This window comes from Pseudomonas sp. NPDC096917, from assembly GCF_044762555.1.
GTDB lineage: Bacteria > Pseudomonadota > Gammaproteobacteria > Pseudomonadales > Pseudomonadaceae > Aquipseudomonas.
On sequence record NZ_JBIWEO010000007.1, the window covers coordinates 115,233 to 128,140 of the forward strand.

Sequence of the window (12,908 nt, forward strand, 5' to 3'; positions counted from 1 at the left end):
GGTTGAGTGTTTTTTAGGGGCGGTTTACTGGTTGTCCTGTAGCGAAATCGATACAGCCCTAAGGCCCTTAAAAAATCCAAGAGGATCAAAGCCTTGAGCGACAGAGGGTTAAGGCCTGTGTATTGAATTCATTACACTGGAATGAAATCACTACAGCCCCTGTGGGCGCGTGCTTGCCTACAGGGGTCAGGTCTTGCTGGGGATCCCATATTTACGCAGCCGGTGCGCAATGGCGGTGTGCGAAGTTTGCAGGCGGTTGGCCAGTTGCCGGGTCGAGGGATAGCTGACGTAGAGCTTTTCCAGCAGTGCCTTTTCGAAGGATTCAACAGCGTGTTCGAGGGTTTCAACGTCACTGTCGCCTTGGCGCGCCACCGACGTTCCGGCAATGTCCAGGTCGCCAATGTCGACCAGCGTGCTCTCGCAAATTGCAGCCGCGCGAAAGATCACGTTCTGCAATTGGCGCACATTCCCCGGCCAGCGATTGCCCAATAGCGCCGGGTATGTGCCAGGTGCCAGGCGGCACGCGGGGCGCTGGATTTGGGTGCAGGCCTGCTGCATGAACGTGCGCGCGAGCAGCAAAATATCCTGGCCACGTTCGCGCAGCGGCGGTACTTCGATGCTCAGCACGTTAAGGCGATAGAACAGGTCTTCGCGAAACGTGCCCTCGTTGACCATTTTTTCGAGGTTGCGGTGTGTGGCGCTGAGGATCCGCACATTGACCTTGACCTCACGTTCGCCACCGACCCGACGGAAGCTGCCGTCATTCAAAAAGCGCAGCAGCTTGGCTTGCAGGTACGGTGACATTTCAGCGATTTCATCCAGAAACACGGTGCCGTGGTTGGCCAGTTCCATCAGCCCTGGCTTGCCACCGCGTTGTGCGCCGGTGAAGGCGCCTGGGGCGTAACCGAACAGCTCGCTTTCAGCCAGGTTCTCCGGGAGCGCGGCGCAGTTCAAGGCCAGAAACGGCGCCGCAAAACGGGCGCTGATGGCGTGGCAGGCCCGGGCCACCAGTTCTTTGCCGGTGCCGGTTTCACCTTGAATCAATAACGGCGCATCCAGCGCTGCCACGCGCTGTGCACGGGCTTTCAAGGTGCGGATCGCCGGCGATTCACCGAGCAGCGCGTCAAAGCCTTCAGCATGGTCGTGGTGCAGCGCAGCCAGACGTTCACCAATGCGGCTGGGCTGGTACAGCGTGAGCAGGGCACCGGCATCGGTAATCGGCGTGGCGTCGAGCATCAGAGGATGCCCGTTAAGCGTGACCTCACGCAGGGGCAGGCGAAAACCGTTTTCCAGCAACACATCCAGCAAGCCAGGGTCACTGAACAGCTCACCGATGCTTTCACCCGTCGGGTCGCGGCCATACAGCGTCACCAATGCCGGGTTGGCCAGCAGCACATGGCCGGCGCTGTCCAGGGCCAGAACGGGGTCGGCCATGGCGGCGAGCAAGGCATCGAGTTGCAGGTGGCGGCGCTGGCCGGGCAGGATGTCGACCACCATCACCGACTGCACACCGTTGACCCGGAACAGTGCTTCGCGCAGTTCGTCGAGCACTTGCGGGCTGAGGGTCGGGGCGTCGATGTAAACGTTGGGTGGTACCATCTCCACCGCATCCAGATTGAGATTACGCCCGCCGAGCAAGGCCAGAACTTCCTGGGTGATGCCGACACGGTCGATAAAACTGACATGGATGCGCATGGGAACGAGGAAAACTACGGCCAAGGGGTGGCCAGTATGCCTTGGCGGGGAGGATTAGGCCAAAACCCGAAGCCTTTGTAGCCGCTGGCTCAGTCTGCGATGGAGCGCGTTCAGGTTTTTGAAGCCCCTTCGGGCCTTATCGCAGCCTGCGGCAGCGGCTACACAGAGGCGGGTTATTCGAGGTGTTCAGGCTTAACCGGATCGCCCGGCTTGACGTCGAGTTGCTCTCGTACGTCCTTGAACATCAAATCGTAGAATTTATGCATCGACAGGATGTTCGCATGACTCGGAATGCCATTTTTCACGGCAATCTTGAAAGCTTCTCGCGCGAAGTCGAAGGCCATGTCCTTGGGCAGTGTGAACGTCTCCTTGAAGTCCTTCTGGTTGATCTGGCCGTGCATGTCGAATTGCATCGACTTGCCTTCCTGAGGATCCTGAACGACCTGGTAATCAATTTTGATGTCATAACCAAAGTCGCCAGGCTGCAGCGGCTCACGATGGATATGCAGGTGACCGGGTTCGAACGAGGCCATAGGGCTGCTCCTTGGGGATAAGTAGTCAAGGGCAGACTGTAAGGCCTGCCCTTAGGTTCAGAAATACGTAATGCCCGGTTTCTCGGTGCTGACCCGAGTACCCGCTTTACCTTGAACGATAGCTTCAATATCCGCCAGTGCGCCGATCACTGCGCTCTTGCCGGTTTTACGGGCAAACTCGCAGGCGGCTTCGACTTTCGGCCCCATGGAACCGGAGGCAAAGCCGAGTTTTTCCAGCTCATCAGGGTGCGCCTGAGCAATCCCCTTTTGGTCCGGCTGGCCCCAGTTGATAAACGCGGCGTTGACGTCAGTGGCAATGACCAGCAGATCGCTGTCCAACTGTTGCGCGAGCAGCGAAGAAGCCAGGTCTTTATCGATCACGGCTTCAATGCCTTTGAGTTTGCCGTCTTCGCCATACATGGTCGGAATACCGCCACCGCCTGCACAAATCACGATGGTGCCTTTTTCCAGCAGCCACTTGATGGGGCGAATTTCAAAGATGCGCTTGGGTTTCGGACTGGCCACCACACGGCGGAACTTGTCGCCGTCCGGTGCAATGCTCCAGCCTTTTTCGGCCGCCAGGCTCTTGGCTTCGGATTCGCTGTAAACCGGGCCAATCGGTTTGGTCGGGTTCTGGAATGCCGGGTCTTGAGGGTCGACTTCAACCTGGGTCAGCAGGGTGGCAAAAGCCGCCTCTGATGGCAGCAGGTTGCCCAGTTCTTGCTCGATCATGTAACCGATCATGCCTTCGGTTTCTGCACCGAGCACGTCCAGCGGATAGGGCGCTACGGCGGTGTACGACGCAGCTTGCAGCGACAGCAGGCCGACTTGGGGGCCGTTGCCGTGGGCCACGACCAACTCGTTGCCAGGGGCAATGCGGGAGATTTGGGCGGTGGCGGTGCGGATGTTTTCGCGTTGATTCTCAGCAGTCATGGGCTGACCGCGACGCAGAAGGGCGTTACCGCCCAGTGCAACGACGATACGCATAGAAAATGTCCTTATTGAGCAGGAAAGTCCGGGTTGTAGGGGGCCGCGTGTGTCGCGATCTTTTGATCTTTTACAAGATCGCCACACACGCTCGCGCCGACAGAGTTGGCGTTATGGCTTAGATATCAGCCAAGGCCGCTACCAGGATTGCCTTGATGGTGTGCATGCGGTTTTCGGCTTGCTCAAAGGCAATGTTGACCGGGGACTCGAACACTTCCTCTGTCACTTCAATGCCGTTTTTCAGGTTCGGGTGGTGTTCTGCCACGTCTTTGCCGACTTTGGTTTCACAGTTGTGGAACGCTGGCAGGCAGTGCATGAACTTCACGCGTGGGTTCTCTGCCGCTTTGATCATCTCGGCATTGACCTGATACGGCAGCAGCAGCTTGATGCGTTCGTTCCAGGCTTCAACAGGCTCGCCCATCGATACCCAAACGTCGGTGTGAATGAAGTCCACGCCTTTGACGGCGGCTTTCGGGTCTTCGGTCAGGGTGATTTTGGCGCCGCTTTCCTTGGCAAATTCCTTGCACTGCTTAACAAATGCTTCTTCTGGCCACAGGCCTTTAGGGGCCGCGATACGCACATCCATGCCCAGTTTTGCGCCGATCAGCAGCAGGGAGTTACCCATGTTGTTGCGGGCGTCGCCCAGGTAGGCGTAGCTGATGCTGTGCAAAGGCTTGTCGCTGTGTTCGCGCATGGTCAGCACGTCGGCGATCATTTGCGTTGGGTGGAATTCAGCGGTCAGGCCGTTGAACACGGGCACACCGGCATACTTGGCCAGCTCTTCCACGATCACTTGCTCAAAGCCACGGTATTCGATGGCGTCAAACATGCGGCCCAGAACGCGGGCGGTGTCTTTCATGCTTTCTTTGTGGCCGATTTGCGACGAAACCGGGTCGATGTACGTCACGTGCGCGCCCTGATCGTGGGCCGCCACTTCAAACGCGCAGCGGGTGCGGGTCGAGGTTTTTTCGAAGATCAGCGCAATGTTTTTGCCTTTCAAGTGCGGCTCTTCAGTACCGGTGTACTTGGCGCGCTTGAGATCACGGGACAGATCCAGCAGGAAGTGCAGCTCGCGTGGAGTATGGTGCACGAGGCTGAGCAGGCTGCGGTTTTTCATGTTAAACGCCATGGGGATCTCCTGGGTTTCTGGTTAACCGGCTTGCGCCGCCCCTTGTGGGGGCCAGCGCAAGCAATCAATTAGTGAATTAATAGGCGATGGGGTCGCGGATAATTGGGCAGGTCATACAGTGGCCGCCGCCACGGCCGCGGCCCAGTTCAGAGGCGCTGATGGTGATCACTTCGACACCGGCCTTGCGCAGCAGGGTGTTGGTGTAGGTGTTGCGGTCGTAACCGATCACCACACCCGGCTCCAGTGCCACCACGTTGTTGCCGTCGTCCCACTGCTCGCGCTCGGCGGCGAAGGCGTTACCGCCGGTCTCGACGACGCGCAGGGTTTTGAGGCCCAGCGCCTTGGCGACCACATCCAGGAAGCTGGACTCTTCACGTCGTACGTCAATGCCGCCGGCTTTGCTTTCATCCGGGTACAGGGAGAAGGCGACAATCTGGTTCACGACTTCCGGGAAGATGGTGACCAGATCGTGGTTGCAGAAGCTGAACACGGTGTCCAGGTGCATGGCGGCGCGTGATTTTGGCAAGCCCGCAACGATGACGCGTTCAACCGCTTTGTTCTTGAACAGGTTCTGTGCCAGTTGGCCGATGGCCTGGCGTGAGGAGCGCTCGCCCATGCCGATCAGTACCACGCCTTTGCCGATTGGCATGACGTCGCCGCCTTCAAGACTGGCGTTGCCGTGGTCTACTGTCGGGTCGCCGTACCAGATCTGGAAATCGGCGTTGGTGAACTCAGGGTGGAACTTGTAAATCGCAGTGGTCAGCAGGGTTTCCTGACGGCGCGCAGGCCAGTACATCGGGTTCAGCGTAACGCCACCGTAGATCCAGCAGGTGGTGTCGCGGGTGAACTGGGTGTTCGGCAGCGGTGGCAGGATAAAGCTGGTGTGACCAAGGAAATCACGGAACATCTGGATGGTCTTGCCGCCGAAGCTGCTTGGCAGATCGTCAGCCGATACGCCGCCAATCAGATACTCGGCTGCGTGACGCGGCTCCAGGCTTTTGATCCAGGCCTTGACCTCATTGACCAGGCCCACACCCACCTGATTCGGTGTCACTTTGTGGTCCAGGATCCAGTCCAGCGCTTCTGGCATGGCGACGATGTCGGTCAGCAAGTTGTGCATTTCCAGCACATCAATCCCGCGATCGCGCATCTTGGTCACGAAATCGAAGTGGTCACGCTTGGCCTGGTTAACCCAGAGCACGTCATCAAACAACAGCTCATCGCAGTTGTTCGGGGTCAGGCGCTGGTGAGCCAGTCCTGGAGAGCACACCATAACCTTATGCAGCTTTCCGGCTTCGGAATGTACGCCGTACTTCACTTTTTCCGTGGTCATTACAGTCATCCTCCAAAGTACATAAACAGGGTGTTACAGGGTTAGAAAGCCGTCGTACAGGCCATACGCCGCCACCAGGGCACCGATGACAACAGCGGCAAAAATCACTTTCTCGATAGGGGTGAACACTTGCTGGCCACTCTCGCGTTTCGCCTTGGCGAACAGAATCGCGCCAGGTGCATACAGCAGAGCCGAGAGCAGCAGGTATTTCAGGCCACCGGCATAGATCAGCCAGATGGCGTAGATCAGTGCGACCGAGCCGATGAACAGGTCTTTCTTGCGTTCAGCCAGGGCGTTTTCGTAAGTCTCACCGCGTACCGCCAGCAACAAACCGTAGGCCGCTGACCAGAGGTAAGGCACCAGGATCATCGAGGTCGCCAGGTAGATCAGCGACAGATAAGTACTGGCCGAGAACAGGGTGATGATCAGGAACACCTGCACCATGGCGTTGGTCAGCCACAGGGCGTTAACCGGTACATGGTTGGCGTTTTCCTTTTTCAGGAAGGCCGGCATGGTGTGGTCCTTGGCGGCCGAGAACATGATTTCGGCACACAGCAGCACCCACGACAGCAGGGCTCCCAGCAACGACACGATCAAGCCAACGCTGATCAGAACCGCACCCCAATGACCCACGACGTGCTCAAGCACGGCAGCCATCGACGGGTTCTGCAATTTCGCCAGTTCAGGTTGGGTCATGATGCCCAGCGACAGGACGTTCACCAGCACCAGCAACAGCAGTACGGTGATAAAGCCGATCACAGTGGCTCGACCCACGTCTGAACGTTTTTCGGCACGGGAAGAGAAGATGCTCGCGCCTTCGATACCGATGAACACCCATACGGTGACCAGCATCATGTTGCGCACTTGGTCCATCACGCTGCCCAGATCAGGGTTTTTCAGACCCCATATGTCACTGGTAAAGATGTCCAGTTTGAAGGCGAATACCGCGATCAGGATGAACAGAACCAGCGGAACCACTTTGGCGACGGTGGTCACCAGGTTGATGAACGCGGCTTCCTTGATGCCGCGCAGGACCAGGAAGTGCACGGCCCACAGCAATACCGAGGCGCCGATGATGGCCGCCGGGGTATTGCCTTCACCGAAGATCGGGAAGAAGTACCCCAGTGTGCTGAACAGCAGCACGAAGTAGCCGACGTTGCCGAGCCAGGCGCTAATCCAGTAACCCCAGGCTGACGAGAAGCCCATGTAGTCGCCGAAACCGGCTTTGGCGTAGGCGTAGACACCGCCGTCCAGGTCGGGTTTTCGGTTGGCGAGGGTCTGGAATACAAAAGCGAGTGTCAGCATGCCGACGGCGGTAATTGCCCAACCGATTAAAATCGCACCGACATCAGCACTTGCAGCCATATTTTGTGGCAGCGAAAAGATACCGCCACCAATCATCGAGCCGACTACCAGAGCAACCAATGCACCCAGTCGAAGTTTTCCAGGAGTATCAGACATTTGTAGTGACTCCAATCCAGGAGAAGTGAGGCCTAAAAGGTTATTCCGTTGTTTATTCAGGGAGTTGACATAGATCAGGGCATTACTACATTCCATTGTCAGCAAAGGAGAGAGGTCGCAATTGCGCATTTTTTTGACGCGACCCGAAAAGCCCATGCTGTCGGGCTTTCAGGTAATACGGCGGCAATAACTGGTGTATCGTGGGGATTGAAACTAGACACTATTTGCAGATTTGCAAATGTCAGCTTCATGTTTCATCTGATGGTTGCGTAAATGAAAATATCATCTATATATGGCGTGTTTTTTTGGGGGAGGGATTTCAATAGAAAATGTTGTTATTAAAAGGGGAATGTTTATTGCGCAACGGGTATGGACGAATAAGCTGTACATATATTTAGTTCAGTGAACATCTGTAGCCGGATAGCCGCTGATAATTAATCGAACAATGAGGTGGCAATGTCACAGCAGACACAGAGGCTTCGGCTCAATGCCCTGATTGCGTTAGTCGTCGGCTCGATGATTGGTGGCGGTATCTTTTCGCTGCCCCAAAATATTGCCGAGCGTGCTGCTGGCGGTGCGGTGTTGATCGGGTGGTCTATCACTGCCGTGGGGATGCTGGCGCTGGCCTTTGTGTTCCAGACGCTGGCCAATCGCAAGCCGGAACTGGACTCCGGGGTGTATGCCTACGCCAAGGCCGGTTTTGGCGACTACATGGGGTTCTCGTCAGCCTGGGGCTACTGGATCAGTGCCTGGATGGGCAACGTGGGTTACTTTGTGTTGCTGTTCAGCACCTTGGGCTATTTCGTGCCGGTGTTTGGTCAGGGCAACACACCGATTGCCATTGGCTGCGCCTCGATATTGCTGTGGTGCGTGCATTTTCTGGTCATGCGCGGCATCAAGGAGGCCGCATTTATCAACCAGTTGACCACCGTCGCGAAAATTGTGCCGATCGTGATGTTTATCGTGCTGGCTGCTGTCGCGTTCAAAGCAGACGTTTTTGTTGAGGATTTTTGGGGCACTGAAATGCCCAGCCTGGGCAGCGTGATGGACCAGGTGCGCAACATGATGCTCGTCACCGTGTTTGTGTTTATCGGGATCGAGGGCGCCAGTGTTTATTCAGGGCGCGCCGAAAAACGCTCGGATGTGGGCAAGGCCACAGTCATTGGCTTTTTGGGCGTGCTGGCCTTGCTGGTGCTGGTGAACGTGCTGTCGCTGGGCATCATGACCCAACCTGAACTGGCGAAATTGCAGAACCCCTCGATGGCGGGGGTGCTCAAGCACGTGGTGGGCGAGTGGGGGGCGATCCTGATCAGTATCGGGCTGGCCATTTCGTTGCTCGGCGCATTGTTGTCGTGGGCCTTACTGTGCGCCGAGATTCTGTTCGCCACGGCCAAGGACAAAACCATGCCTGCGTTCCTGAGGAAGGAAAACGCCAACCGTGTGCCGGTCAACGCCTTGTGGCTGACCAACGTGATGATCCAGATTTTCCTGATCATCACCCTGGTGTCGTCGGGCACCTACACCACCCTGATCTACCTCGCCTCATCGATGATATTGGTGCCTTACTTCTGGTCGGCAGCGTATGCGGTGCTGTTGTGTGTCCGCGGCGAGACCTACAAGCTGGCCAGTCGGCGACGGACCAAGGATCTGTTGGTGGGGGCCGTCGCGATGATTTATGCGATGTGGCTGCTGTATGCGGCGGGGCCTAAATACTTGCTGTTGTCAGCCTTTCTCTATGCACCGGGGGTTTTTCTGTTCGCCAAAGCCAAGCGTGAGCAGGGCGAGCCGCTGTTCAAGGGCGCTGAGCCGATAATCTTCGGGGCGGTGGTGATTGCTGCGCTGGGGGCAGCGTATGCGCTGTACAGCGGGGCGTTGACGCTATAAGCCTGCTATCTCTGTAGCCGCAGCCACAGGCTGCGGCTACAGAGGTTTATCGGTGGCAGCGGCCAATGGCAGCCGTTCTGGCCGTGACCAGATCCACAGGTTGCCCAGGCTCATGCCGGCAATGGCCAGGAATACCGGCCAGCCGTGATCAAGTACGTAGAGCATCAGCCCGGCACACAGCAGCATGCTGATGCTGGCGCTGACCTTGGCTTTGCGCTGGATGATTTTACCGTTGCGCCAGTTGAACAGAATTGGACCAAACAAACGGTGATTTTCGAGCCAGGCACTCAGGCGCGGGGAGCTCTTGGTCGCGGCCCAGGCGGCGAGCAAAATGAATTCGGTGGTCGGCAAGCCAGGAATCACAATGGCAATCAGGCCAATGCCCAGGCTTACGTAGGCCAGCACTCCAAACAGCAAGCGGGCAATTTTTGATGAGGATTGAGTTGGGTGTGTCATAGGCTCAAGGCGCAGAAAAAGGTTGCCCGGTCAGCGCTTGTTGATCGGGCAGGTGAAGCTTAAGCCAATTCAGGCTGTTTTACGTAAGTCTGCTCAAGCAGGAAGGTGAAGCGGCTGAATGCGTCGTTAGCCGCTTGTTCCAGTTCGGCGTCTTCCTCTGGGGTAAGCTCTATGGCGTCGAGCAGCTCAATGAAGCTATTCCAGTTACGTCCACGACCCTCAGCAGGCTCTGCCAAGTGACGAGCGCCATGAGTGGTACTGAGCCCGAGGCCTTCGGCTTGCTTGATGAGCATTTTGGCGCCCAACTTGGAGCCTTCGCTAACAAATACCCAGCCCAGTGCCTGAGCAATGCTTGGGTGCTTGACCGCTCCTGGAACCGGTGCAGGCAGTTTGATATTGAGGTCGAGCAGGTCATCTTTGATCTGCTGTGCTCGGCAACGCTCAGGCAGGTTAGGGATATGCTTGATCAGACGCTCATCCGTGTGCAGTGCTGCCAGCTCAGTCAAAAACAGGTACTGAGCCATGGCGAAATGGGCGTAGTTGGCGATGCTGGCGAAGGGATCGTGGCCCATGACTTTTTCGCCCAGCGTGTCGTGAGTCTGGCGGGTGGCCAGGGTCAGGCGCTTTGAACGCTCGGAGGGACGCGCAGCGGTATCTGGAGAGGTCATGCAAATATCCTTGAGAATGAGATGCGCTTTTTAACTAGACGATCAACAAGACGCATCACAGTAAAAATTCCTCACTGCTCAATATGAAAGTACTGCGCAGTGAGGCTCATGATCAGATGTCCCAGACCAGATTGACCGAGAAGTTACGGCCTGGCTGAGTCAGGCGATCAAGGTTGGCCGGGTCCACAACGGCTGCTTCACCTACGTTGTCGTAACTACGTACGTCATCCCAGAGCCAGTATTTCTTGTCGGTCAGGTTGTAAATACCTGCGTTGACCGTGACGTCTTGAGTGACCTTGTAGTAGCCCGTCAAATCAACAATGCCAAAGCCCGGGGTTTTGAACACCTTGCCTTCGATGTCTGGCGACTTGAAGCTGGTACTGTCCACGCGGTCTTTGCGCTGGGCCAGTGTCCAGCTCAGCAGTCCACCGTAAGTGTCCTGGTCGTAACCCAGGCCGAACACGCCCTTTAGCGGGTTAACGCTGTTCAGCGGTTTGCCAATGTCGTTGTTTTGGCCGTGGGCGTACGCAATCGAACCTTTGGTATAGAGTCCTTGTGGCGCGCCAAACGCGTCCAACTGCAACAGGCCTTTGACCTCAATACCCTTGATGGTTGCGTGTTTTATATTTCGACTTTTGAACGTTTCGATGTCATAGCCAGGCTTGATGTTGTCCTCGTCGATAAAGTCACGGTATTTGTTGTAGAACACCGCTACGTCAAACGAGCCTTCATCAAAGTTTCCACGCAAACCGGTTTCGTAGCTTTTGCTCTTTTCTGGCTCCAGATTTGGATTGGGCTCAACCACATAACCTTGCTGCAGGTTCTCAAAGCGTCCATACAGGGCTTTGGCGGTAGGCGTGCGGAAACCCTCGGCGTATTGGCCGTACCACATGTAGTTATCGTTAAACGCGTAGGTTATGCCAAGTTTTGGCGAGAGACGGTGCCAGTTTTTTTTGGCATCGCTGACAGGATCTTTACCGCTAGGGTTGGCTGAGGCCAAAAATGCATCGGTCAGATGCGGCGTCAGTTGGGTGTAGTCGTATCGTAGACCTGGCATAAAGGTCCACTGGTTCCAACGGATTTCGTCTTGGGCGAACAGGCTGTAAGTGTTGATAGTTGGGTCGGGGAAGTCGCTGAGCTTAGAAAACGTATCAACGGTATTAGCACTCACCGCGCCAACGGCTGAGCATTCCGGGCTTACGGCAAGGCAAATGCCCTGGCCAACACGCGAACCCGTCACTTTCTCGTGTTTGACAGTGGCGCCGTAGGTCAATAAGTGATCAGTTTTGGCGAGGGCAAACGCTTTGTCGAACTGGGCGTCAAACACCCATTGTTGCTCTTTATACAGGGTGTCTCGCGTGCGATAGACGTCTCGGGACGTCTTGTAGTGTTCTTCGCTGCTCTGATCAGTCTTTGCGATCTGATAGTTCAAGTTCACTTTGCCGTGATCGGCCAAAACACTGTCGAGAACAAAGGCGTTCTCCAAACCAAAGCGTTCGCGAGTCACGTTATCGCTACCGTTGCGAGAGCGGTAATAGTTAGTAGGTTTGCCGTTCCTGAATATGCCGCCGACAACGCTTTTCTGATTGATGTCACGTTTGTCGTCGTATTTTTCGTAGGTAAAGGCCAGTCGGTCGTCATCGTTGTAGTTCCATCCGGCTTTAGCCAGCACGTTGTTGGTACGTACGTCTTGCGGGTTAGCCGCAGTACGCTCCAAGCCGGTGCCACCGTGATCACCATAGGACTCTGTTTCGTGTCCATCGCGACGACTCACGTGCAACAAACCGTCGAATTGGTCGGCGCGGCCAGCCACGGTGGCTGATTTCAGCCAACTGCGATCTGCTGAGTCGTAACCTGCTTTCAGGCGTGCGCCGGAATCTTGTCCTGGTTTAATGATGTCGTCCGGGTTTAGGGTGTAGTAGCTGACGGCCCCGCCAATAGCGTTGCTGCCGTATAACACTGAAGCTGGGCCACGAAGAATTTCAACACTTCTGACAATTTCCGGATCAACGTAATTGCGTTGGGTCTTGGCGTAAGGGCCATTAAAGAAGGAGTTGGGGATTTCAACGCCATCGACTTGAGTCAGGATCCGGTCGCCGTCTATGCCACGAATGTTGTAGCCACTGATCCCGCCGCGCAAGCCCGCGCCACCCACTGAGACCCCCGGTTCATAGCGCACCAAATCCTTGATGGTATTGACGTTATCGCGGTCCATATCTTGCCGGTCATGGACAGTAACGGTGCTGGGTACTGAGGCTACGTCTTGTTCCTGACGCGTGGCACTGATAGTCACTTGCTGCAAGGCCAGGGGGCCGGAGGTCGCGCTGCGTTTTTCCAGAACGATGTTGTGATTGCTTAGCTTGCGGTAAGTCAGGTTGGTGCCGGTGAGCAGACGATCCAAAGCTTTTTCCGGGGGCAGGGAGCCGCGAACACCGGGAGACGAGACATCGTGTGCCAACTCGGCAGGCAAGCCTACTTGCCAGCCGGTCACGGCGCTGAAGTCATTTAGGGCAGACGCGAGTGGCTGCTGAGAAATTGCAAATTTGTAACTGCCCACGGAGCGATGAGTGGTCGATGCATCGGTCGCGGCCATGGCTGGTACCGCTTGAACGCCGGCCAGAAGCATGGCAACGGTCAACAACGACAATGTGCAATGGTGTAAGCCCCCAGTGCGTGCGTTGGATGAAGACCGACTGTTGAAACATGTGGGCATTGATAGCGCTCCGTGGTGAACGAATCTTATAGTTGCGAAGCTGACTCAA

Annotated in this window: 10 protein-coding genes; 1 reads left to right on the plus strand and 9 read right to left on the minus strand. The window is 56.3% G+C overall.

All coding sequences use genetic code 11. From position 1 onward, the window contains the following. Positions 1-186 precede the first annotated feature (186 nt). The 6 genes from ACIQYF_RS10285 to arcD (ACIQYF_RS10310) all read right to left on the minus strand — a co-directional run bounded on the left by ACIQYF_RS10285 (position 187) and on the right by arcD (ACIQYF_RS10310) (position 7,138). Positions 187-1,695: a sigma-54-dependent transcriptional regulator gene (locus tag ACIQYF_RS10285; protein WP_402860790.1), complete on the minus strand. Its 1,509-nt coding sequence runs from the start codon at positions 1,693-1,695 to the stop codon at positions 187-189. 173 nt (positions 1,696-1,868) lie between these two features. After that, positions 1,869-2,228 (minus strand): DUF5064 family protein, encoded by a 360-nt coding sequence (locus tag ACIQYF_RS10290; RefSeq protein WP_402860448.1) that lies wholly within the window; start codon positions 2,226-2,228, stop codon positions 1,869-1,871. 57 nt (positions 2,229-2,285) lie between these two features. Then, the gene (gene arcC, locus ACIQYF_RS10295) at positions 2,286-3,215 is read right to left on the minus strand and encodes a carbamate kinase (protein WP_402860451.1); all 930 of its coding nucleotides are present in this window, start codon (positions 3,213-3,215) and stop codon (positions 2,286-2,288) included. Between the two features lie 118 nt (positions 3,216-3,333). Then, on the minus strand, positions 3,334-4,344 hold the full coding sequence (locus ACIQYF_RS10300) for an ornithine carbamoyltransferase (RefSeq protein WP_402860454.1): 1,011 nt from the start codon (positions 4,342-4,344) through the stop codon (positions 3,334-3,336). Positions 4,345-4,420: 76 nt separating this feature from the next. Continuing rightward, entirely contained in the window at positions 4,421-5,677 is a 1,257-nt protein-coding gene (gene arcA, locus ACIQYF_RS10305) for an arginine deiminase (RefSeq protein ID WP_402860457.1), read from the minus strand. A gap of 33 nt (positions 5,678-5,710) precedes the next feature. Continuing rightward, on the minus strand, positions 5,711-7,138 hold the full coding sequence (arcD, locus tag ACIQYF_RS10310; RefSeq protein WP_402860460.1) for an arginine-ornithine antiporter: 1,428 nt from the start codon (positions 7,136-7,138) through the stop codon (positions 5,711-5,713). Positions 7,139-7,594: 456 nt separating this feature from the next. Between arcD (ACIQYF_RS10310) and arcD (ACIQYF_RS10315) the strand changes: the two genes are divergently transcribed. Beyond that, on the plus strand, positions 7,595-9,022 hold the full coding sequence (gene arcD / locus ACIQYF_RS10315) for an arginine-ornithine antiporter (protein ID WP_402860463.1): 1,428 nt from the start codon (positions 7,595-7,597) through the stop codon (positions 9,020-9,022). 36 nt (positions 9,023-9,058) lie between these two features. Here the strand turns inward: arcD (ACIQYF_RS10315) and ACIQYF_RS10320 are convergent, their stop codons facing one another. The 3 genes from ACIQYF_RS10320 to ACIQYF_RS10330 all read right to left on the minus strand — a co-directional run bounded on the left by ACIQYF_RS10320 (position 9,059) and on the right by ACIQYF_RS10330 (position 12,859). After that, a complete protein-coding gene (locus tag ACIQYF_RS10320; RefSeq protein WP_402860466.1) occupies positions 9,059-9,478 on the minus strand; it encodes a YbaN family protein in 420 nt (139 codons plus the stop codon). Positions 9,479-9,537: 59 nt separating this feature from the next. Then, positions 9,538-10,146, minus strand: a complete 609-nt coding sequence (locus ACIQYF_RS10325) for a biliverdin-producing heme oxygenase (RefSeq protein ID WP_402860469.1) — start codon at positions 10,144-10,146, stop codon at positions 9,538-9,540. 112 nt (positions 10,147-10,258) lie between these two features. Continuing rightward, positions 10,259-12,859 carry a TonB-dependent receptor gene (locus ACIQYF_RS10330; protein WP_402860472.1) on the minus strand — a complete coding sequence of 867 codons (2,601 nt, stop codon included), beginning with the start codon at positions 12,857-12,859 and terminating at the stop codon, positions 10,259-10,261. Positions 12,860-12,908 lie beyond the last annotated feature (49 nt).